General features: G+C 70.0%; 21 protein-coding genes. 10 read left to right on the forward strand and 11 right to left on the reverse strand.

The genetic code is table 11. The annotated features are described in order from the left end of the window. The first annotated feature begins 74 nt into the window (after positions 1 to 74). From tkt to BKA25_RS15545, 7 genes are all read left to right on the forward strand, one after another. Complete coding sequence (gene tkt, locus BKA25_RS15515; protein ID WP_069848807.1) at positions 75 to 2174, forward strand: transketolase; 2100 nt, start codon at positions 75 to 77, stop codon at positions 2172 to 2174. Further along, positions 2171 to 3295 (forward strand): transaldolase, encoded by a 1125-nt coding sequence (gene tal / locus BKA25_RS15520; protein ID WP_069848806.1) that lies wholly within the window; start codon positions 2171 to 2173, stop codon positions 3293 to 3295. The genes tkt and tal overlap by 4 nt, the downstream gene beginning before the upstream one ends. Next, the gene (locus BKA25_RS15525; protein ID WP_069848804.1) at positions 3292 to 4932 is read left to right on the forward strand and encodes a phosphoglucose isomerase-related protein; all 1641 of its coding nucleotides are present in this window, start codon (positions 3292 to 3294) and stop codon (positions 4930 to 4932) included. The genes tal and BKA25_RS15525 overlap by 4 nt, the downstream gene beginning before the upstream one ends. A gap of 2 nt (positions 4933 to 4934) precedes the next feature. Continuing rightward, positions 4935 to 6473 carry a glucose-6-phosphate dehydrogenase gene (gene zwf / locus BKA25_RS15530; protein ID WP_069848802.1) on the forward strand — a complete coding sequence of 513 codons (1539 nt, stop codon included), beginning with the start codon at positions 4935 to 4937 and terminating at the stop codon, positions 6471 to 6473. Then, positions 6470 to 7669: a glucose-6-phosphate dehydrogenase assembly protein OpcA gene (gene opcA / locus BKA25_RS15535; protein ID WP_069848801.1), complete on the forward strand. Its 1200-nt coding sequence runs from the start codon at positions 6470 to 6472 to the stop codon at positions 7667 to 7669. Before zwf ends, opcA begins: the two co-directional genes overlap by 4 nt. Positions 7670 to 7673: 4 nt before the next feature. Next, on the forward strand, positions 7674 to 8417 hold the full coding sequence (pgl, locus tag BKA25_RS15540) for a 6-phosphogluconolactonase (protein WP_221313439.1): 744 nt from the start codon (positions 7674 to 7676) through the stop codon (positions 8415 to 8417). Positions 8418 to 8569: 152 nt separating this feature from the next. After that, positions 8570 to 8977: a DUF2267 domain-containing protein gene (locus BKA25_RS15545; RefSeq protein WP_069848797.1), complete on the forward strand. Its 408-nt coding sequence runs from the start codon at positions 8570 to 8572 to the stop codon at positions 8975 to 8977. A 90-nt stretch (positions 8978 to 9067) separates the two neighbouring features. Here the strand turns inward: BKA25_RS15545 and BKA25_RS15550 are convergent, their stop codons facing one another. Then, complete coding sequence (locus BKA25_RS15550) at positions 9068 to 9505, reverse strand: nuclear transport factor 2 family protein (protein ID WP_069848795.1); 438 nt, start codon at positions 9503 to 9505, stop codon at positions 9068 to 9070. A 159-nt stretch (positions 9506 to 9664) separates the two neighbouring features. Between BKA25_RS15550 and BKA25_RS15555 the strand changes: the two genes are divergently transcribed. Both BKA25_RS15555 and BKA25_RS27925 read left to right on the forward strand, forming a co-directional pair. Continuing rightward, positions 9665 to 10135, forward strand: a complete 471-nt coding sequence (locus BKA25_RS15555; protein WP_236750714.1) for an SDR family NAD(P)-dependent oxidoreductase — start codon at positions 9665 to 9667, stop codon at positions 10133 to 10135. An 85-nt stretch (positions 10136 to 10220) separates the two neighbouring features. Continuing rightward, complete coding sequence (locus BKA25_RS27925) at positions 10221 to 10376, forward strand: hypothetical protein (RefSeq protein ID WP_236750712.1); 156 nt, start codon at positions 10221 to 10223, stop codon at positions 10374 to 10376. 227 nt (positions 10377 to 10603) lie between these two features. On the opposite strand, the gene BKA25_RS15560 is transcribed toward BKA25_RS27925, so the two are convergent. Next, entirely contained in the window at positions 10604 to 11293 is a 690-nt protein-coding gene (locus tag BKA25_RS15560; protein WP_069848793.1) for an FMN-dependent NADH-azoreductase, read from the reverse strand. A gap of 84 nt (positions 11294 to 11377) precedes the next feature. Here BKA25_RS15560 and BKA25_RS15565 point away from each other — a divergent pair, with 84 nt between their 5' ends. Then, complete coding sequence (locus tag BKA25_RS15565; protein ID WP_069853583.1) at positions 11378 to 12310, forward strand: sigma-70 family RNA polymerase sigma factor; 933 nt, start codon at positions 11378 to 11380, stop codon at positions 12308 to 12310. An 88-nt stretch (positions 12311 to 12398) separates the two neighbouring features. Here BKA25_RS15565 and BKA25_RS15570 read toward each other — a convergent pair whose 3' ends face one another. The 9 genes from BKA25_RS15570 to uvrC all read right to left on the reverse strand — a co-directional run bounded on the left by BKA25_RS15570 (position 12399) and on the right by uvrC (position 21751). Next, positions 12399 to 12740, reverse strand: coding sequence for an RNA polymerase-binding protein RbpA (locus BKA25_RS15570; RefSeq protein WP_084642897.1), 342 nt, complete (start codon positions 12738 to 12740; stop codon positions 12399 to 12401). Positions 12741 to 12811: 71 nt separating this feature from the next. After that, the gene (secG, locus tag BKA25_RS15575) at positions 12812 to 13048 is read right to left on the reverse strand and encodes a preprotein translocase subunit SecG (protein WP_069848791.1); all 237 of its coding nucleotides are present in this window, start codon (positions 13046 to 13048) and stop codon (positions 12812 to 12814) included. A gap of 72 nt (positions 13049 to 13120) precedes the next feature. Then, on the reverse strand, positions 13121 to 13909 hold the full coding sequence (gene tpiA, locus BKA25_RS15580; RefSeq protein WP_069848790.1) for a triose-phosphate isomerase: 789 nt from the start codon (positions 13907 to 13909) through the stop codon (positions 13121 to 13123). Positions 13910 to 13916: 7 nt separating this feature from the next. Beyond that, positions 13917 to 15152 (reverse strand): phosphoglycerate kinase, encoded by a 1236-nt coding sequence (locus BKA25_RS15585; protein WP_069848788.1) that lies wholly within the window; start codon positions 15150 to 15152, stop codon positions 13917 to 13919. 19 nt (positions 15153 to 15171) lie between these two features. Beyond that, a complete protein-coding gene (gene gap, locus BKA25_RS15590; protein ID WP_069848786.1) occupies positions 15172 to 16191 on the reverse strand; it encodes a type I glyceraldehyde-3-phosphate dehydrogenase in 1020 nt (339 codons plus the stop codon). A gap of 385 nt (positions 16192 to 16576) precedes the next feature. Continuing rightward, positions 16577 to 17563, reverse strand: coding sequence for a DNA-binding protein WhiA (gene whiA, locus BKA25_RS15595; protein ID WP_069848785.1), 987 nt, complete (start codon positions 17561 to 17563; stop codon positions 16577 to 16579). Between the two features lie 2 nt (positions 17564 to 17565). Then, positions 17566 to 18582: a gluconeogenesis factor YvcK family protein gene (locus tag BKA25_RS15600; protein ID WP_084643635.1), complete on the reverse strand. Its 1017-nt coding sequence runs from the start codon at positions 18580 to 18582 to the stop codon at positions 17566 to 17568. A 20-nt stretch (positions 18583 to 18602) separates the two neighbouring features. After that, positions 18603 to 19505, reverse strand: a complete 903-nt coding sequence (gene rapZ, locus BKA25_RS15605) for an RNase adapter RapZ (protein WP_069848783.1) — start codon at positions 19503 to 19505, stop codon at positions 18603 to 18605. Next, positions 19502 to 21751 (reverse strand): excinuclease ABC subunit UvrC, encoded by a 2250-nt coding sequence (gene uvrC / locus BKA25_RS15610; protein WP_084642896.1) that lies wholly within the window; start codon positions 21749 to 21751, stop codon positions 19502 to 19504. The genes rapZ and uvrC overlap by 4 nt, the downstream gene beginning before the upstream one ends. Positions 21752 to 21862 lie beyond the last annotated feature (111 nt).

The raw sequence follows: 21862 nt of genomic DNA on the forward strand, positions 1-21862 counted from the left end.
AGGACTGGGAAGAACCCGAGTACTCCGGTGCCGCCGATACAGCCCGTTTTACGAGCGAAACAGGAGCAGAGTTCGTGTCCGTAAGCGACGATCTTAGCCGCCTGACCACGCCCCAGCTGCCCGCCGATTGGTCCGATCTGGACCGTCGTGCGGTCGACACCGTCCGGGTGTTGGCCGCCGATGCAGTCCAGCGCACCGGCAACGGGCATCCAGGCACCGCGATGAGCTTGGCGCCCGTCGCCTACGCGCTCTACCAGCGGGTCATGCGACACGACCCCACCGACGCGGAATGGACCGGCCGGGACCGCTTCGTGCTGTCCGCCGGTCACAGCAGCCTGACCCTCTACATCCAGCTCTTCCTGTCCGGTTACGGACTCGAATTGGAAGACCTGAAGGCGCTGCGCAAGTGGGGATCCAAGACCCCCGGCCACCCGGAACACCGGCACACCCCCGGCGTCGAGATCACCACCGGACCGCTGGGCCAGGGCCTGGCCTCCGCCGTCGGCATGGCGATGGCGGCCCGCCGGGAGCGGGGCCTGTTCGACCCCGAGCCCGCACTCGGCGAGAGCCCGTTCGACCACCACATCTACGTGATCGCCTCGGACGGCGACATCGAGGAGGGGGTCACCTCCGAGGCCTCCTCGCTGGCGGGTCACCAGGAACTCGGCAACCTGGTGGTGATCTACGACGACAACAAGATCTCCATCGAGGACGACACGACGATCGCGTTGTCCGAGGACACCGCCAAGCGCTACGAGGCCTACGGCTGGCACGTGCAGGTCGTCGAGGGCGGCGAGAACGTCACCGGCATCCTCGAGGCGCTCGAGGCGGCGAAGGCCGAGACCGGCAGACCGTCGTTGGTCCTGCTGCGCACGGTGATCGGTTTCCCGGCGCCGAACAAGGCCAACACCGGCAAGGCCCACGGCGCCGCGCTCGGCGACGACGAGGTGGCCGAGACCAAGCGCATCCTCGGTTTCGACCCCGAGCAGACCTTCCAGGTCGACGACGAGGTGCTGGCCCACGCCCGCGCCGTGGCCGACCGGGGCGCCAAGGCCCACGCCGAGTGGCGACAGGGCTTCGACGCCTGGGCACAGCGGGAACCGGAGCGCAAGGCGCTGCTGGATCGGCTGATCAACCGAGAGCTGCCGGAGGGCTGGACCGACCGGCTGCCCAGCTGGGCGCCCGATCCGAAGGGGATCGCGACCCGCAAGGCCTCCGGCGAGGTGTTGGCCGCCGTGGCCGAGGCGCTGCCGGAGCTGTGGGGCGGTTCCGCCGACCTCGCGGAGAGCAACAACACCACGATGAAGGGTGCGGACTCCTTCGGTCCGACCGGCATCTCCACCAAGGAGTTCAAGGCCAACCCCTACGGCCGCACCCTGCACTTCGGGGTTCGCGAGCACGCGATGGGCTCGATCCTCAACGGCATCGCGCTGCACGGGCCGACCCGGCCCTACGGCGGCACCTTCCTGGTGTTCAGCGACTACATGCGCCCGGCGGTCCGGCTGGCGGCCCTGATGAAGGCCCCCGCGGTGTACGTCTGGACGCACGACTCGATCGGACTCGGCGAGGACGGACCCACCCACCAGCCGATCGAGCACCTGGCCGCGCTGCGGGCCATCCCCGGTCTGACCATCGTGCGGCCCGCCGACGCCAACGAGACCTCGGCAGCATGGCGGACGATCATGGAGCGTCCCGACGGCCCGGTCGGATTGGTGCTGAGCAGGCAGAACCTGCCGATCCTGAAGGGCACCTCGACCGAGGGCGTGAGCCGAGGCGGTTACGTGCTCGCCGAGGCCGAGGGCGGCGAGCCGAGGGTCGTGATCATCGCCACCGGTTCCGAGGTGCAGATCGCGGTGGAGGCCCGTGAGGAGCTGCAGGCCGAGGGCGTGCCCACCCGGGTCGTCTCGATGCCGTCCGTCGAGTGGTTCGAGGCCCAGGACCTGGCCTACCGCGAGAGCGTGCTGCCGCCCGAGCTGCACGCCAGAGTCGTGATCGAGGCGGGCATCGCACAGCCGTGGTACCGCTTCGCCGGTTCCGACGGCGTGATCGTGTCCGTCGAGCACTTCGGCGCCTCCGCCGACTACCAGACGTTGTTCCGCGAGTTCGGCCTGACCACCGATGCCGTGCTGGCCGCCGCGCGCGTCACCCTGACCAGAGCCGAGGAGAAGCGATGAGCAGCAACGACCGACTGGCAGCACTGTCCGAGGCTGGAGTCTCGATCTGGCTCGACGACCTGTCGCGCGACCGGATGGACTCCGGCAACCTCGCGGAGCTCATCCGCGACCGGCACCTCGTCGGCGTCACCACGAACCCGACGATCTTCGCGGGCGCGCTGGCCAAGGGCACCGCGTACGACGAGCAGGTCGCCGAGCTGGCGGCCCGGGACGCCTCGGTGGACGAGGCGGTCCGGGAGATCACCACGGCGGACGTCCGGCGGGCCTGCGACGTGTTCCGCCCCGTGTGGGAGGCCACCGACCGGATCGACGGTCGGGTCTCCCTGGAGGTCGACCCCCGCCTGGCCCACGACACCTCGGCGACGGTCGCCGAGGCCGCCGAGCTCTGGGAGACCGTCGACCAGCCGAACCTGTACATCAAGATCCCGGCGACGGTCGAGGGCGTGCCCGCGATCGCCAAGACGCTGGCGGCGGGCATCAGCGTCAACGTGACGTTGATCTTCTCGGTGGACCGCTACCGCGATGTCATGGACGCGTTCCTGGAGGGCTTGGAGCAGGCCAAGGCCAACGGCCACGATCTGCGCACCATCACCTCCGTCGCGTCGTTCTTCGTGTCCAGGGTGGACAGCGAGGTCGACAAGCGACTGGACGCGCTGGGCGGGTCCACTGCGGAGGGACTCCGGGGCAAGGCGGCCATCGCCAACGCCCGGCTGGCCTTCGCCGCCTATGAGGAGGTCTTCGCCTCCGCACGGTGGCAGGAGCTCGCCAAGGCAGGCGCGCGGCCGCAGCGGCCGCTGTGGGCGTCGACCGGCGTCAAGGACCCGGCGTACTCCGACACCCGTTACGTCGACGAGCTGGTGACCTCCGGAGTGGTCAACACCATGCCGGAGAAGACCCTGTTCGCCGCGGCGGAGCACGGCACGGTCGACGGCGACACGGTGCGGGGCACCGCCGAGGCCTCCCAGGAGGTCTTCGATGCGCTGAGCCGCGCTGGCGTGGACATCGACGACGTGTACGCCGTGTTGGAGAACGAGGGCGTGGCGAAGTTCGAGAAGTCCTGGGAAGAACTGCTGGAGACCGTGTCCGGCCAGTTGGAGAAGGCGAAGGACAGCACTCGATGACAGAGGTGAACGATGCGGCCCCGTCGGTGGTCATTACCGGCGGGGCACGCGCCGAGGAAGCACGCGAGCTGGCCGAACGGCTCGCGGCGGAGTCGGTCGCCAGTGAGCTGACCATGGGCAACCCCACGCTGTGGGGGCCCGAGGCCGAGGCCGAGGCGGCCGTGCGGTTGGCCTGGACGGGGCTGGCCAGGACGTCCCGTCCGCTGCTCGGCGAGATCGCCGCCCTGCGCAGCGATCTACACGCCGAGGGTGTCGACCGAGTGGTCTTGGCGGGAATGGGCGGTTCCTCGCTCGCCCCCGAGGTCATCACCGCGGCGGCCGGGGTGCCGCTGACCGTGCTGGACACGACCGACCCCGGGCAGGTCGCCGACGCACTCGCCGGTGATCTGTCGCGGACGGTGCTGGTGGTCTCGTCCAAGTCGGGCTCCACCGTGGAGACCGATAGCCATCGCCGGATCTTCGAGGCCGCCTTCGAGGCGGCCGGAATCGTGGCCTCCTCGCGGATCGTGGTGGTCACCGACCCGGATTCGCCGTTGGAGCTCACCGCCAGAACCGCCGGGTACCGCCATGTGTTCCGCGCCGATCCGAACGTGGGTGGCCGCTACTCGGCGCTCACCGCGTTCGGGTTGGTCCCGGCCGGGCTGGCGGGCGCCGATGTCGGCGCGTTGCTGGCCGAAGCGGCGGCAGCGGCACCCGCGCTGAGCCGCGACGAGGCGTCGAACCCGGCGTTGGTGTTGGCGGGTCTGCTGGGCGCGGCGTTGTCCCGAGGCGCGGAGAAGGTCGTCTTCGCCGACAACGAATCCGGCCTGCCGGGCTTCGCCGACTGGGCCGAGCAGCTCATCGCCGAGTCCACCGGCAAGGACGGCACCGGGCTGCTTCCGGTGGTGGTGGAGGGCATCGACGCGCCGAACTTCGCCGATGCGGGCGACGACGCCACCACGGTGGCCGTCGGCGCTCCGACGGAGGCGGCGACGGTGGCCGTGTCGGGTTCGCTGGGTGGCTCGTTCCTGCTGTGGGAGTACGCCACGGCCATCGCGGGCCGGCTGCTGGGCATCAACCCGTTCGATCAGCCCGACGTCGAGGCGGCCAAGAAGGCAGCTCGTTCCCTGCTCGACGCCGACTCCGACGCCCCGACCGGAGACCCGGTGCTCGTCGACGGCGCGGTGGAGCTCTATGCCCCCGGGGCGTGGCAGCCGCCTGCAGGCGCCGACCTGGACGAGGCGATCACGGCGTTCGTCGCCGCGACCCCCGACCAGGGCTATCTGTCGATCCAGGCGTACCTGGACCGGGAGCAGGACGCGTCGGCCTCGGTGCTGCGCCGCGAGCTGGCCCGCAACGCCGGAGTGCAGACGACCTTCGGCTGGGGCCCACGGTTCCTGCACTCCACCGGGCAGTACCACAAGGGTGGCCATCAGAACGGGGCCTTCCTCCAGATCACCGGGGTCGCCGAGGAGGACCTCGAGGTTCCGGAGCGTCCCTACACCCTGGCCACCCTGCAGCTGGCTCAGGCGCTCGGCGACGGGCAGGTGCTGGCCGAGAAGGGCAGGCCGCTGTTGCGCGTGCACCTGACGGATCGGCTGGCCGGGCTGGCCAGGCTGGTGCACGCAGTCCAGACGGTGCGGGGTGCGGATCGGTGAGTGTGCCGAGGAAGCAATGGCGCAACCCGCTGCGCGACGATCGCGACAAGCGTCTCCCGAGGATCGCGGGCCCGTGCGGGCTGGTGATCTTCGGGGTGACCGGCGATCTGTCGCGTCGCAAGTTGATGCCCGCGATCTACGACCTGTCGAACCGGGGGCTGCTGCCCCCGGGCTTCGCGCTGACCGGGTTCGCCCGCCGCGATTGGGCGGATCAGGACTTCGGCAAGGTGGTCTACGACGCCGTGCGCGAACACGCCAGGACCCCGTTCCGGCAGGATGTCTGGGATCGGCTCGCCGAGGGACTGCGATTCGTCCCCGGCAGCTTCGACGACGACGAGGCCTTCGACCGGCTCGCCGCGACGGTGCACGAGCTGGACGACGTGCGTGGCACCGGCGGCAACCACGCCTTCTATCTGTCGGTTCCACCGAAGGCGTTCCCGCTGGTGTGCAGGCAGCTCGCGCGGTCGGGGCTGTCCACGCCGCAGGAGGGCACCGACCAGTGGCGGCGGGTGGTGATCGAGAAGCCGTTCGGTCACGATCTGTCCAGTGCCCAGGATCTGAACCGGATCGTCAACGAGGTCTTCCCCGAGGAGTCGGTGTTCCGCATCGACCACTACCTCGGTAAGGAGACGGTGCAGAACATCCTGGCGCTGCGTTTCGCCAACCAGCTGTTCGAGCCGCTCTGGAACGCCCACTACGTCGACCACGTCCAGATCACCATGGCCGAGGACATCGGCCTCGGTGGCCGGGCCGGGTACTACGACGGGATCGGCGCGGCGCGGGACGTCATCCAGAACCACCTGCTGCAGTTGCTGGCGCTGACGGCGATGGAGGAGCCGGTCTCCTTCCATCCCAAGGCGCTGCGCACCGAGAAGGTGAAGGTGTTGGCGGCGACGCGGCCGATGGCCCCGTTCACCGAGACGGCCGCCCGCGGCCAGTACACCGGCGGCTGGCAGGGCGGGCAGAAGGTCCTCGGGCTGTTGGAGGAGGGCGGTTTCGCCGCCGATTCGGTCACCGAGACCTATGCGGCGATGACCATGGAGGTCAACACCCGACGGTGGGCGGGAGTGCCGTTCTACCTGCGCAGCGGCAAGCGGCTGGGCAGGCGTGTGACCGAGATCGCCGTGGTGTTCAAGCGGGCCCCGCATCTGCCGTTCGACGCCACCGCCACCGAGGAGCTGGGCGAGAACGCCCTGGTCATCCGGGTGCAGCCCGATGAGGGCGTGACGATGCGCTTCGGCTCGAAGGTGCCGGGCACCGCCATGCAGATCCGCGACGTGACGATGGACTTCGGTTACGGCCACGCCTTCACCGAGGACTCCCCCGAGGCCTACGAGCGGCTGCTGCTGGACGTGCTGCTCGGTGAGCCCTCGCTGTTCCCGATGAACGAGGAGGTCGAGCTGTCCTGGCAGATCCTCGACCCGGTGCTGGATTCGTGGCAGGCGGAGGGCACACCCGAGTCCTATGCCGCAGGCACCTGGGGACCGCCCTCCGCCGATCGAATGCTCGCTCGAACAGGAAGGCACTGGAGGCGGCCGTGATCATCGACCTGCCCTCGACAACCACCTCGAAGGTCAACAAGAAGCTGGTCGAGCTCCGGGAGAGCGGCGGGGCCGTTGCGCTCGGCCGCGTCCTCACCCTCGCCATCATCACCGACGACGGAACCCAGGCCGAGGAGGCCATCGCGGCCGCCAACGAGGCCAGCCGGGAACATCCCTGCCGGGTGGTGCTCATCGCCAAGGGCGCCCGTCGTGCCGCGGCGCGATTGGACGCCCAGATCCGGGTCGGCGGCGATGCGGGCGCCAGCGAGGTGATCATGCTTCGGCTGTACGGCCCGCTGGCCGACGAGGGCGCGAGTTGCCTGGTGCCGCTGCTGCTGCCGGACGCCCCCGTGGTCGCCTGGTGGCCGTACGAGACACCGAAGGTGCCCGCCGACGATCCGATCGGACGGCTGGCGCATCGCCGGATCACCGACGCCAAGTCGGAGCGCAATCCGGTGAAGGCACTGGAACATCGGGCCGCGGTCTACGCCGACGGGGACACCGACCTGGCCTGGACCCGGCTGACCTCGTGGCGGGCCCTGCTCGCCACGGCGTTGGATCTGCCCCCGCACGAGAAGGTGGAGTCCGCCACCGTCACCGGTCGGGCCGATTCGCCGTCGACGACGTTGCTGGCGGCGTGGTTGGCGACGGCGTTGCAGGTGCCGGTCCAGCGGGTTCGCTCCGAGGACGGTCAGGGCATCGTCTCGGTGGTGCTCGAACGGCCGTCCGGCAAGATCACCCTGGACCGGCCGGACGGTCAGGTCGCCACGCTGACCCAGCCGGGCCAGCCGGATCGGCGGGTCACCCTGCATCGGCGCTCGGTCCGGGACTGCCTGATCGAGGAGCTGCGCAGGCTCGACCCCGACGAGATCTACTCGATGACGCTGAAGGCGTTGCCGAAGGTCGAGCGGCGGGGATCGGGCACCTCGGCAGGCCGGAGCACGGTCAAGCGCAGCACGCGCTCGTCGGCCAAGTCGAGTGTGGCGAGTGTGGCGGGCAAGACCACCAAGACGACGAAGCCCTCGGCCGCCACCGGGGCGAAGGCCTCGGCCCGGGCCGTCGCGAAGTCGGCCGGTATCGCCCGAGGCGGCAGGCGGACGGCGGAGCCCAAGCCGAGCAGGCGCAGCTCCGCGGCCTCGGCCCGGGCCAGGGGCAAGGCCGTCGAGAACGGGGAGGACGCCGGTGAGCAGAGCTGAGCTGATGGTGCACCGCTCCGGCGAGCAGTTGGCCGAGGCGGTCGCCGCCCGGCTGGTGACGGTGCTGTCCGAGGCGCAGGAGCTTCGGGGACGGGCGTCGCTGGTGTTGACCGGCGGCCGGACCGGGGGTGCGGTGCTGACCGCGCTGCGCACCACGCTGGCGCGGGATGCCGTCGACTGGTCTGCGGTGGACTTCTACTGGGGTGACGAACGGTTCCTGCCCTCGGGCGACGAGGAGCGCAACGAGACCCTGGCCAGAGCCAACCTGCTCGATCACCTGCCGGTCGACCCGGCGCGGGTGTACCCGATGGCGGCATCCGACGGCCCGTTCGGCGCCGATCCGGACGCGGCGGCGGCGGATTACGCCCGAGTACTGGCCGAAGCGGCAGGCGAGGGCGACGTACCGGTCTTCGATGTCTGCCTGCTGGGGGTCGGCGAGGAGGGCCACACGGCCTCGATCTTCCCGGACTCGCCTGCGGTGCACGAGCACGAACGCAGCGTCGTCGCCGTGCGGGACTGTCCCAAGCCGCCGCCCACCCGGATCTCTCTGACGCTGCGGGCGATCCGTTCGTCGGCACAGGTCTGGTTGCTGACGACCGGCGCGGGCAAGGCCGAGGCGGTCGCGGCCGCGATGCGGGACGCCGACGAGGTCACAGTGCCCGCCGCAGGCGCGCGTGGCCGGGACCGCACGCTGTGGATCGTGGACTCGGCTGCGGCCGCGCTGCCCGACAGCGGGCCGCCACGCTGAGCGGACATCTGGTCGCTTTCGGGGGAGGCTGCGGTTGCGCAGGCTCCCCCGATGCGTTCGCGGACGGGCGCTGACCAGGGGTTTCCTGACCGGGGTGTACTCGGGACGTCGTCCGGGTAGGGCGAGAGAGACCCCTGGAAGGAGGGACGCCCATGCGACACGACGAGTTCATCGGCCAGGTCCAGGCCAGGGCACGGTTGTCCAGCCGTGGAGAGGCCGAGGCCGCCACCAGGGCCGCGTTGGAGACCCTGGGCGAGCGAGTGCCGGAACGCGCCGCCGATCACCTCGCCGACCAATTGCCCGCCGAGATCGGCGAACACCTGCGCCGCACCGAGATCTGGGACGGCGCCGGGCCCGGCGAACGGTTCGACTTCGAGGAGTTCGCCCACCGAGTGGCCGAGCGCGGCCATCTGCACGAGCCCGACGCGATCTATCGCACCCGGGTGGTGCTGGAGGTGACCGGCGAGGCCACCGAGGGTGTGCTGGGCAAGGTGCGGGATCAGTTGCCCGCCGACCTACGTCCGCTGGTCGATGCGGGCAGCAGCGGCCCGCTGCGGTGACCCAACGGAAAGTGGCACGGCCGCAGGCAACGCGGCCTGCGGTCGGGCTGGGGGCCGCTGGAAGGCGGATACTCGAACACCGGCGTCGGCTCAGCCCGGCGCACCGCCGCTCAGGGCCTGCCCCGCCGCTCCGGTGCCCGCCAGGATGTCGGCGGCGGCGAGCGGGCTGAAGTAGTCGCGATAGTGTGCGATCTCGCCGTCTCGGACGGTGATGACCGCGATGTAGCGCATCAGATAGGGCCGTCCGGTGGGGACGACGGTGCCCTCGATGGCGAACTCGACGATCATGGTCTCTGCTTCGGTGCTCTGGTGCACCACCTTCTCCGCGAGCCGCTGCGGCCGCAGGATCTCGGGGTAGGCGCCGAGGTACTCCTGGACTGCGGCTCGACCGGTCAATCTCCGAGCGGCTCCCGAATCGGCGAAGGGGAACTCCAGGATCCCGTCCTCGGCCCATAACGCGGCGAAGGCCTGCATCTTCGAGGCGAGTACGAGGTCCACGGCGTGGTCGACCAGTTCACGAGGTTGCATCCGACACTCCTAACGACAGGACGGTACGTTACCGTCCCGTCGACAGAGTACTCGCAGTCGATCTCCCGTCGCCAGCCCGGTAGACCGACCCTCTCGGCCCTCGGCCCTCGGCCCGACCGGACGCCCGATCGCCGCCGCGCAGCCGCCCCAGTGATCGCCGTGTTCGGCGCTGGAACCGGCCTCGGCGCATCCGTCGCCCGCCGCTTCGGACGCGAGGGCTTCCGGGTCGCGCTGGTGGCCCGCAGGCAGGAACGGCTGCAGACCCTCGCCGGGGAACTCGCCGAGGAGGGCACCGAGGCCAGCGTGTTCTCTGCCGACCTCGCCGAGCCCGCCGGGGTGCCCGCTCTCATCGCGGCGATCCGGGACCGCCTCGGTCGCATCGACGTGGTCGAGTACGGGCCGATCAGCACCGCCGAGGGATTCACCCCGGCCGCCGAGTTGGACGCGGCCGCCCTCCAAGAGCTGATCCCGCTCCTGCTGCTCACCCCCGTGGAGGTGGTGCAGGCCGTGTTACCGGAGTGGACCGAACGCGGCGACAGCGCCTTCCTGCTCACCCAGGGCTACTCGGCGGTGCAACCGATGCCGCACCTCAGCGGCCTGGGTCCGGTGATGTCCGCAGCCCGGAAATAATCTGTACTCACTCCACTCCGACGTAGCCGATGCGGGGTTCTACGCCGGAACCCTGAGCATCGCGTCGCTGATCGCCCGAAGTGAGATGAGCGCCCGGGCCCAGGCCACGTTCGAAGCGGTCGACGACGCCCCGCAGTTCTCGACCGTCGACCCCGACGACCTCGCCGATATCTACTGGGAGATGTATCGCAGGCCGGATCGGGTAGAGCAGGTTCATCCAGCACCGACAACCGCCGCATAACGCCTGCGTCGTCGAACAGCAGCCGGGTGGACAGCTCCGCGAGTGCCCCAGAGATCGTCCCCGCCTCGCAGGCTGCTCTACCGCGCGCACCCGGACCCGGGTCGACGGCATCCTCCGAACGGGAGAATGCCGTCGACCCTATCGGGTAGCCATCGGCTTCCCGGAGTTCCTCAGGCAGCACGCCGGCTCATTCGCGACCCAGCACCTGCGCAGGACACTGCTCCGTCTCATCCCACGTCGACCCCGGTCGTGCCGGTCGACAGTTCCCGATCATGCGCCCGCCGTTCGGCGAGATGCGCGGCCGTGCGCTCGGCCAAGGCCCGCGCCTCGGCGCGGGACAGGTCCGCCTGCGGCCGCAGCTCGGCCAACGCTGGATCGATTTCGGCCGCCGTCAGCTCGGCGGCGATCACGGTGACCTCCGCACCGAAGAGGTCACCGAAGATACGTCGGAGATAGGGCGTCGCGTGATCCCAGCCCTCGCGTGGGGCGCCGGGGGCGTAACTGCCACCGCGCGCGATCACCAGCGTGAGCGGCACCCCCGCCAGCGCCCGTCCGGGCAAGGTGTGCCTCGGGTCGAACCTCGGATCGGTGATCAACAGGTCGACCCAGGATTTCACACTCGCCGGGGTGCCGAAGTTGTACAGCGGTGCACCCACGACGATCTCGGTGGCGGCGAGGACCTCGTCGGCGAAGTCGGCGGCCAGCGCCTTGCCCCGGCGCATCGCAGGCGTCCAGTGCGGCTCGGGCAGGAACCCCGCCGAGGCGGCCTGGTGCCAGGCCGCATGAAGGTCGGGGCAGCCGGTGAGGTCACGATGGACGACCTGGTCGGCTGGCCAGGTAGCCGCCATGATGTCGGCGAGTTCCCGAGTGATGGAGCCGAGTCGGCGAACACTCGTGTCGACGCGCAGCAAAGTCATCTGATCTGGTGTCCCATCGGGTCGATGCGGGTCGTCAAGAACATGACGACAGGCATGACGGATCCGCGCGGCACAAGGGGACAGATGAACGAACGGGACAAGGCCGCACGGCGGTTCGAGGAGCATCGAAGCCACCTGCGAGCGGTCGCCTATCGAATCGTCGGCTCGCACACCGAGGCCGAGGACGCCGTGCAGGAGACCTGGCTGCGCTACGACCGCTCCGACACGGGCGCCGTCGACAACCTCCGGGGCTGGCTGACCCGGGTCGTCGCGCGGGTGTGCCTGGACATGCTGCGTAGTCGACGAGCGCGACGCGACCGACCGACACCATGGCCGGAACCGGAATCCGACTACTCCCGGACGGGGAACGAACCCGATCCCGACGCGATCGATCCCGAGCACGAGGCCGTGCTGTCCGACTCGGTCGGCCGTGCGCTACTGGTGATGATGGAGACGTTGTCACCCGCCGAGCGCATCGCGCTGGTCCTCCACGACAGCTTCGCCGTCCCCTTCGCGGAGATCGCACCCCTTCTCGACCGTTCCCCGGGCGCAGCGAAGAAATTGGCGGTCCGAGCCCGGCAGAAGATACGGGACACCGAGACCCGCCAATCCGATCTGTACCGACATCGCCGGATCGTCGACGCCTTCTTGGCCGCCGTCCGCAGCGGTGATCTCGACCGACTACTGACGATCCTGCATTGCGATGTCGTGCGGCGAGTGGACGGCGATCTCGCGGAACAGGCGCCCATCGAGGTGCGTGGCGCGCGCAACGTCGTGGAGGAGGCACGGCTCTTCGCCGGACGAGCCCGCTACGCCCGACTCGTCCTGATCGACGGTGCACCCGGCGCCGTGGTGACCGATCGCGGCAGGCCCACACTGGCTTTGACCTTCGTGATCAAGGAGGAGCGGATCATCGAGTTCGAGGTGATCACTCGATCGGCGCGACTGCGAAGAATGCGATTCGCCCCTGGGCTGTCGGTGAGAGAACGTGCGGCGGCTCTCCGACCCCACCCGTGATCGCCACACCCTCCCCAACGAGAACGACGGCACCGTCCCGATCGGGACGGTGCCGTCGTTCTCGTGCAGACAGGATCTCGGGCCGGACTTACTCGCCTCGGCGCTCGCGGAGTCTCTTGAGCGCCTCGTCGAGGATCGCCTTGCCGTCCGAATCGCTGCGTCGTTCCTTCACGTACGCCAGGTGCGTCTTGTACGGCTCGTTACGCGGTGGTGCCGGAGGCTGCTCCTCGTCACGCCCTGCGGGACAACCGCAGCGTGGACAGTCCCAGAACTCCGGCTCGTCCGCTTCCACCGCGAAGGATGGCCGCACCTCATGGCCATTGGCGCACCAGTAGGAGACTCGACGCCGAGGCGCCGATTCCCCTCGTTCCGACTCGCCTATCGGGCCCGCCCCGACTCGCGTGCCCCTGATTGCGTTACCACCAGCCATCGACGCTCAACACCCCACAACGTGGTCGCCCTACATGCCGGCCGGGGAGACCGGCATGGTGCTCGCCGGAGTCAGACCTCGACCCGGACCAGCAGACCCACCGCCACGATGCAGATGACCCAGATCGCGGACGTGAAGTACGTGATCCGGTCGAGATTCTTCTCCGCGACGTTCGATCCGGACAAGGTCGACTGCATCCCGCCGCCGAACAACGACGACAGGCCGCCCCCGCGACCCTTGTGCAGCAATACAAGCAGGATCAGAGCCAGGCTGGAGATCACCAGCATGACGTGCAGGAAGAGTCTCATCTCACCCTCGCGTTGGCGGTAGGCATCATAGGGTACCGGGTCGGTGACCGCGGGTGGTACGCCCGGCTAGCTCTAGGGCAGTGGTCCGCCCGCCGCGAGCGCGCAGAGCTTAGCGAACTCGTCGGCGTCCAGACTGGCACCGCCCACCAGGGCGCCGTCCACATCGGGCGCCGCAATGAGCTCCCCGATGTTTCCGGACTTCACGGAGCCACCGTAGAGGACCCGAACCTGTTGACCCACCTCGGCGCCGTATTTCTCGACGAGGGCGGCGCGCAGTTCTCCGCAGACCTCCTGGGCGTCGGCAGGCGTGGCGACCTTGCCGGTACCGATGGCCCACACCGGTTCGTAGGCCACCACGACCTCGGCCACCTGCTCGGCCTTCAGGCCCTTGAGTGCCGCGAGGAGCTGGGCACGGCCGTGGGCGACGTGTTCACCCGCCTCCCGGACCTCCAGCGGCTCACCGACGCACAGGATCGGGGTCAACCCGTTCTTGAGCGCGGCCCGCACCTTCTTGTTGACCAGCTCGTCGCCCTCGGCGTGGTACTCACGCCGCTCCGAGTGCCCGATCACGACGTAGGTGCAGCCCAGCTTGGCCAGCATCGAGCCGGACACCTCGCCGGTGTAGGCACCGGACTCGTGTGCCGAGAGGTCCTGCGCGCCGTACTTGAGCAGCAGCTTGTCGCCGTCGATCAAGGTCTGCACGCTGCGGATGTCGGTGAACGGCGGGATCACCGCCACCTCGACCTTGGCGAAGTACTTCTCGGGCAGCGCGAACGCGATCTTCTGCGTCAGCGCGATGCCCTCGAAGTGGTTGAGGTTCATCTTCCAGTTGCCCGCGATCAGCGGTAGTCGAGCAGCCATCTGTCGGTCAGTCCTCCAGAACCGCGACGCCGGGGAGGACCTTGCCCTCCAAGAACTCCAAGGACGCCCCGCCCCCGGTGGAGATGTGGGAGAAACCGTCCTCCGGCAGACCCAGCGCGCGGACCGCCGCAGCGGAGTCACCGCCGCCGACCACGCTGAAGGAGTCGCCGTTCACCAATGCCGTGGCCACCGCGCGGGTGCCGCCGGCGAACGCCTCGAACTCGAAGACGCCCACCGGTCCGTTCCAGAACACCGTGGCGGCGTCGGACAGCCGCTCGGCGAACAGTTCCCGGGTGCGCGGGCCGATGTCCAGGCCCTCGCGGTCGGCGGGGATCTCCTCGGCCGAGACGATCTCGACATCGGCGTCGGGAGCGAACTCGGTCGCCGCCAGCACGTCGACCGGCAGCACGAGCTCGACGCCCCGCCGCTCGGCCTCGGCGATGAAACCGCGCACCGTGTCCAGCTGGTCGGTCTGCAAGAGCGACTTGCCGACCTCGTGGCCCTTGGCCTTGAGGAAGGTGTAGGCCATCCCGCCACCGATGAGCAGCCGGTCGACCTTGGTGATCAGGTTCTCGATCACCGCGAGCTTGTCCGAGACCTTGGAACCGCCCAACACGACCGCGTAGGGCCGGGCGGGCTCCTCGGTGAGCTTGCGCAGCACCGTCACCTCGGCGAGGACCAGCTGGCCCGCGTAACGCGGCAGCAGCCGCGCGACGTCGTAGACCGAGGCCTGCTTGCGGTGCACCACACCGAAGCCGTCGGAGACGAAGGCACCGTCCTCGCCGACCAGGTCGGCCAGTTCACGGGCCAGCTCGGCGCGCTCGCCGTCGTCCTTGCTGGTCTCGCGCGGGTCGAACCGCACGTTCTCCAGCAGTGCGATCGAGCCTTCGCCCAATCCGTCCACGACGGACTTGGCCGAGGGCCCCACCACGTCCTGCGCGAGCGCCACCTCGGCGCCCAGCAACTCGCCCAGTCGGGCGGCCACCGGGGCCAGGGAGAACTTCTCGTCGGGCACGCCCTTGGGCCTGCCCAGGTGGGCGGCCACCACCACTCGCGCGCCCGCCTCGATCAGCTTCGACAGCGTGGGCAGCGAGGCCCGCACCCGGCCGTCGTCGGTGATCCGCGCGCCGTCGAGCGGGACGTTGAGGTCGGCGCGCACCAGCACGCGCCGACCCCGAGCCCCCTCGGACAGCAGGTCCGCAACTGTCGCGACGTCCCCACGAGGGGACTCTGACGTCGTCACTGGGTCGTCCTCTTCCTGATCAGGAGAGCTTGGAGCCGACCAGCGCGGCGAGGTCCGCCAGCCTGCTGGAGTAACCCCACTCGTTGTCGTACCAGCCGAGGACCTTCACGGTGGTGTCCGCCTCGTCCGGGCCCGCGGTCTGGGTCAGCAGCGAGTCGAACGTGCAGGACGCCGCCGAGCCGACGATGTCGCTGGAGACGATCGGGTCCTCGGTGTAGACGAGGACGCCCTTCAGCGGGCCCTCCGCAGCGGCCTTGAACGCCGCGTTCACCTCGGCCTTGGTCACCGGGCGCGAGAGCTCCACGGTCAGGTCGGTCAGCGAGCCGTCCGGAACCGGGACGCGGATGGCCATGCCGTCCAACTTGCCCTTGAGCTCCGGCAGCACCAGCGCGGTGGCCTTGGCGGCACCGGTGGTGGTGGGGATGATGTTGCTGGCCGCGCCACGGGCCCGACGGAGGTCCTTGTGCGGGAAGTCGAGGATGACCTGGTCGTTGGTGTAGGCGTGCACCGTCGTCATGAGGCCCTTGACGATGCCGAACGCCTCGTCCAGGACCTTGGCCATCGGCGCCACGCAGTTGGTGGTGCAGGAGGCGTTGGACAGCACGACCTGGCTGCCGTCGTACTTCTCGTCGTTGACGCCCAGCACGATGGTGAGGTCCTCGCCCTTGGCGGGCGCGGAGATGATGACCTTCTTGGCGCCTGCCTCGATGTGCTTGCGCGCGTCCTCGGCCTTGGTGAAGCGGCCGGTGGACTCGATGACGACGTCGACGCCCAGCTCACCCCACGGCAGCGCGGCGGGGTCCTTCTCCGCCAGAGCCTTGATCGACTTGCCGCCCACCTTGATCGAATCGCCCTCGGCGACGACCTCCTCGGCGAGCGTGCCGAGCACACTGTCGTACTTGAGCAGGTGTGCAAGGGTGCCGATGTCGGTCAGGTCGTTGACGGCGACGATCTCGACATCCAGGCCGGATGCGTTCACCGCACGCCAGAAGTTACGACCGATGCGACCGAAGCCGTTGACGCCTACACGAACCGTCACGGTGCGTCTCCTCAGATACTCGAACGATTGATTGCCACTGCGTTACGCACGGATGGCCACGCTGCCAGCCGCCACCCTATCGCTCGATGAGAAGCACAGGTCATCACAACCTGATGTGTTTCTTGATCGAGCCAGCCACACGGTAACCGGAGCGGTCCCCGACTGCCCAGCCCCCTCGAACAAGCCGCTTGCGATCGCGAAGTGGCTCGCGGGCCGGGGCAGCCGGTCGAATGCAGCTCCGCGCGGGGTCCGCGAGCGTCGGCGGGACAGGCACGGCCGTCCACGCGTCCACATCCGGTCGCCCGGGCTCGCCGGGTCGGCGGTGTCGCGCGCGGCGGTGTCGTCGCACGCCGCGCGCCCCGCGTGGGAGCCGGCCGAGGGCGCCTCAGACCTCCGCCTCCAACATCTCGGCGGTGACCGCGGCATCGGTGTCCGGCACCCCGAGGTCCCTGGCCCGTTTGTCGGCCATCGCCAGCAGCCGCCGGATCCGGCCCGCCACCGCGTCCTTGGTCATCTGCGGGTCGGCGAGCTGCCCCAGCTCCTCCAAAGACGCCTGCCGGTGGGACAGCCGCAACCGACCGGCCGCGAGCAGGTGCTCCGGCGTCTCCGGCCCGAGCAGCTCCAACGCGCGCTCGACCTTCGCCGCGGCCGAGACCGCCGCCCGCGCGGAACGACGCAGGTTCGCGTCGTCGAAGTTCGCCAACCGGTTCGCCGTGGCCCGCACCTCGCGGCGCATCCGGCGCTCCTCCCAGGCCAGCACACTGGAATGCGCGCCGAGCCTGGTCAGCAGGGCACCGATCGCATCGCCGTCCCGCACCACGACGCGGTCCGCCCCCCGGACCTCCCTGGAGCGCGCCTGCACGCCGAGCCGCCGGGCCGCGCCGACCAGCGCCAACGCCGCCTCCGGCCCCGGGCAGGTCACCTCCATCGCGGAGGACCGTCCGGGCTCGGTCAGCGAGCCGTGCGCCAAGAACGCACCTCGCAACGCCGCCTCCGCGTCGCAGACCCCACCGGACACGACGTGCGCGGGCAGCCCGCGCACCGGCCGCCCCCTCGGATCGAGCAGCCCGGTCTGTCTAGCCAGTCCCTCGCCGTCGGCGGCGACGCGCGCCACGTAGTGGCTGCCCTTGCGCAGCCCGCCCGAGGTGATCACATGCACCTCGGCGGTATAACCGAACAGATCGTGGATCTCCTTGCGCAGTCTGCGCGCCACCGAACCCGTGTCGAGTTCGGCCTCCACGACGACCTTCCCGCCCACGATGTGCAGGCCCCCCGCGAAGCGCAGCAGCGACGAGACCTCGGCGCGACGGCAACACGTCTTGGTCACCGTCAGCCTGCTCAGCTCGTCCTTGACCGACGCGGTCATCGCCACGATCAGTCCTCCTCTCCCTCGGCTCGCCGCGCCACACCGCGACCGCCGGAATCCCCGTGCCGACCGTGCGCCCCCGCAGCGGTGAAGGCCTCGGACAGGGCGCGGGCCAACGCCTCGGGATCGTGTCGCTCCGGCGCTCCCGCCGCCGCGACCCGGCGAAGATGGGCCGTGCCGCCCAGCGAAGCGGCGGCGGTCCGCAATCGGTCCGGTGTCGCCACCGAGTCCACGTCCGCTACCACCGCATCCACCCGTAGTCGGGGGGCGTGTTCGGAGAGTACGTGCAGGTGTTGTTCCGGTGAGAACCCGGCTGTCTCGCCCGGTTGAGGGACGAGATTGAGAACGACGACCTTTCTGGCGGCCGTTTCGACGAGTGCCTCATGCAGTTCCGGCACGAGCAGATGCGGCAACACGCTGGTAAACCATGATCCGGGGCCGAGCAGAACGACGTCGGCACCTCGGACCGCCTTGACTGCTTCCGGGGTCGCCGTCGGGGTCCGATTCGGACCGGTCGCGTTGTGGAGCCGGACTCTTTTCACTCGTCCGGGGGTAGTCGCGACGGCGACCTGGCCCCGGATCCGCCGAATCACGGCGGGATCCTCGTCCAAGCCCGTCACATCGGCCTCGATGTCCAACGGCTCCGTCGACATCGGCAGCACCCGGCCGTCGATGCCCAGCAGGACCCCGGCCTGATCCAGTGCGGCGACCGGGTCGCCGATCACCTCCAGCAGCCCGGCCAGCAGCAGATTGCCCACCGCGTGACCGGCCAGTGCCCCGTCACCGCCGAAACGGTGCTCGAACACCTCGCTCCAGGGAGCCGCGCCCATCCCGTCGTCGGCGAGCGCGGCAAGGGCCTTGCGGAGGTCCCCCGGCGGCAGCAGCTCCAACTCGCGCCGCAACCGTCCCGACGACCCCCCGTCGTCGGCGACGGTGACCACGGCGGTCGGGTGCACCGCGAGTCTGCGCAGGGCAGCGAGCGTGATCTGAAGTCCGTGCCCGCCGCCCAGCGCGACAGCCCGCAGCATCTCCGACCGCCCCGCCGTCACTCGCGGCCCAGATCCCGGTGCACGACCTTGACGGTCAATCGGTCCTCGGTGGACAACCGCCGGGACAGCTCCTCGGACAGCGCGACACTGCGGTGCTTACCGCCGGTGCAGCCAAGGGCCAGCGTCAGATACCGCTTGCCCTCCCGCCGGTAGCCTGCGCTGACCAGTCGCAGCAGTTCGTGATAGCGGTGCAGGAACTCCTCGGCGCCCTCCTGGGAGAGCACGTAGTTGCTGACATCCGAGTCCTGGCCGGTCTGGTCCCGCAATTCCGGGATCCAGAACGGGTTGGGCAGGAACCGGACGTCCATCACCAGATCCGCGTCCATCGGCAGACCGTACTTATAGCCGAATGACAACACTGTGACCCTGGTGCGGGTGCTGGCCTCGGTACCGAAGGCGTCCTCGATCTTGCCCCGCAGCTGATGCACGGACAGCCCCGTGGTGTCCAGCACCAGGTCGGCCTCCTCGCGCAGTCGCGCCAACAGCGCGCGCTCGGCGCCGATGCCGTCGGCCAACCTGCCGTCGCCCTGCAGTGGGTGACCACGGCGGACCGCCTCGAAGCGGCGGATCAGCACCGCGTCGGTCGCCTCCAGGAACAGCACCCTCGGCTTGTATCCCCTGGCGTCGAGATCCTTGATCACCGAGGCGAGATCCTCGGTGAACGCCCGGCTCCGGACGTCCATCACCACGGCGACCCTGGTGATCACCGAGCTCGACCGCGCGCCCAGCTCGACCATCGTCGAGATGAGTTCCGGCGGCAGGTTGTCCACCACGAACCAGCCCAGATCCTCCAGGCACTTGGCTGCGGTGCTGCGCCCGGCTCCGGACAGCCCCGTCACCACGGCCACCTCGATGCCCGGCTTGTCGTGCGACCCCTCGTTCTCGGGTGCGCTCGTCACGTCCCCTCCTGTTCCCCGTTCGCGGTACTCCCACTCCTGTCCCCGTTCAACGCCGAATGCACCGCCTCCGCGGTGCGGCGTCCGACGCCGGGAACCAGGCTGATCTCCTCGATATCCGCAGCCCTCAACCTGCGGAGCGAACCGAAGTGTTTCAGCAGGGCTGCCCTACGGGTGCGACCGAGCCCGGGAATCTCGTCGAGCGCCGAGGTCGTCATCCGCTTGGACCGCTTCGCCCGGTGGTAGCCGATGGCGAATCGGTGGGCCTCGTCCCGGACCCGTTGCAGCAGATACAGCGCCTCGCTGGTCCTGGGCAGGATCACCGGATCGACCTCACCGGGCACCCAGACCTCCTCCAACCGCTTGGCCAGCCCGATCACGGCGACGTCGGTGATGCCCGCCTGGGCGAGTTCGTCCGCGGCCGCAGCGGCCTGCGGGCCCGCACCGTCGACCACCAGCAGATTGGGCGGGTAGGCGAAGCGGCGCGGTCTACCGGTCTCCGGGTCCAGGCCGGGTCGAACGGCGGGCATCGCGACCGGGTCGGCGGTCTCCGATGCAGGCTCGGCGCTCTCGGCCGAGGCCAGGGCGGCGTCCGTCTCGACCATTCCGTCCTCGGCCGCCGGATCCCGCACCGGTTCGTGGCTCGGTGGCGACGCGGGCGGCTCCTCGGCCGTCTCGGCGCGGTAGCGGGCGAACCGCCTGCGGACCACCTCGGCGATGGACGCGACGTCGCCCCCCTGGGCGCCCTCGCGCACGGCGAATCGCCGGTAGTCGGACTTGCGGGCGACGCCGTCCTCGAAGACCACCAGCGAGGCCACCACGTCGCTGCCCTGCACGTGGCTGACGTCGATGCACTCGATGCGCAGGGGCGCGCTGTCCAGCCCGAGCGCCTCCTGTAGGTCCTGCAGGGCCTTGGACCGCGAGGTCAGGTCGCCCGCCCTGCGCAGCTTGTGCTGGGCGAAGGCCTCCGCCGCGTTGCGGGCCACCGTGCCCAGCAGGGCCCGTTTGTCGCCCCGGCGGGGCACCCGCAGATTGACCCGTGAGCCGCGCAGTCCGGACAACCACTCGACCATGGCCTCGGTGTCCTCGGGCAGCCTCGGGACCAGTACCTCCTTGGGCACCGGACTGCCCCCCGCGTCGGCCTGGTCGGCCAGACTCGCCTGCTCCCCGTAGAACTGGCTCAGGAAGCGGCCGACCAGCATCGGGGAGATCGTGCTGCCCGGCTCCTCCGCCGACTCGTCATCGGCGGACCTGAGCTCGGGCCCCGACCGTTCGCCGGATTCGGGCGCCGACTCCGCATCGGCGGCGGAAGCGTCGGAATCCGGCTGCGTCGTCGTTTCAGCCAGATCGGCGGAATCGGCGGCCGGGTCCTCGGTCTTGTCGATGACCCATCCACGCTGACCTCGGACCCGGCCACCTCGGACGTGGAAGATCTGGACGCCCGCCTCCAACTCGTCCTGCGCGAAGGCGATGACGTCGGCGTCGGTGCCGTCGCCGAGGACGACCGCCTGCTTCTCCATCGCCCGACGCAGTGCACCGAGGTCGTCGCGCAGGCGGGCCGCGCGTTCGAACTCCAACTCGTCGGAGGCCGCCTGCATCTCGCGTTCGAGTTTGCGCACCAGGGAGTCGGTGCGACCCGCGAGGAAGTCGCAGAAGTCGTCGACGATCGACCGGTGCTCCTCGGCGTCGACGCGGCCGACACACGGCGCCGAGCACTTGCCGATGTAGCCGAGCAGGCACGGCCTGCCGATCTGCTGATGGCGGCGGAACACCCCGGCCGAGCAGGTTCTGGCGGGGAACACCCGCAACAGCAGGTCGAGGGTCTCGCGGATGGCCCAGGCGTGGGCGTAGGGGCCGAAGTACCGCACGCCCTTGCGCCGGGGCCCCCGGTAGACGAACAACCGGGGGATCTCCTCGTGCAGGGTCACGGCGAGCACCGGGTAGGACTTGTCGTCGCGGTACCGGACGTTGAACCTCGGGTCGTACTCCTTGATCCAGGAGTATTCGAGCTGGAGTGCCTCCACCTCGGTGCCGACCACCGTCCACTCCACCGACGACGCGGTGGTGACCATCTGGCGGGTGCGCGGATGCAGCGTGGCCAGGTCCGCGAAGTACGAGGACAACCGGGAGCGCAGGCTTTTGGCCTTGCCGACGTAGATCACCCTGGCGGTGTCGTCGCGGAATCGATAGACACCGGGTTCGTCCGGGATGACACCCGATGCGGGGCGGTACGTCGATGGGTCGGCCACCCGCCCAAGCCTACGGGCGGCCCCGGACAACGCTGTCGGCTCACCCACTGCCACCGCCTCGGGCGGCCGAACAGGCGCCCGCGGAGTCGGGTGTCGGGGTCGGCGACCTGC

The sequence above is a fragment of the Actinoalloteichus hymeniacidonis genome, assembly GCF_014203365.1.
In the GTDB taxonomy this organism is placed as follows: domain Bacteria; phylum Actinomycetota; class Actinomycetes; order Mycobacteriales; family Pseudonocardiaceae; genus Actinoalloteichus_A; species Actinoalloteichus_A hymeniacidonis.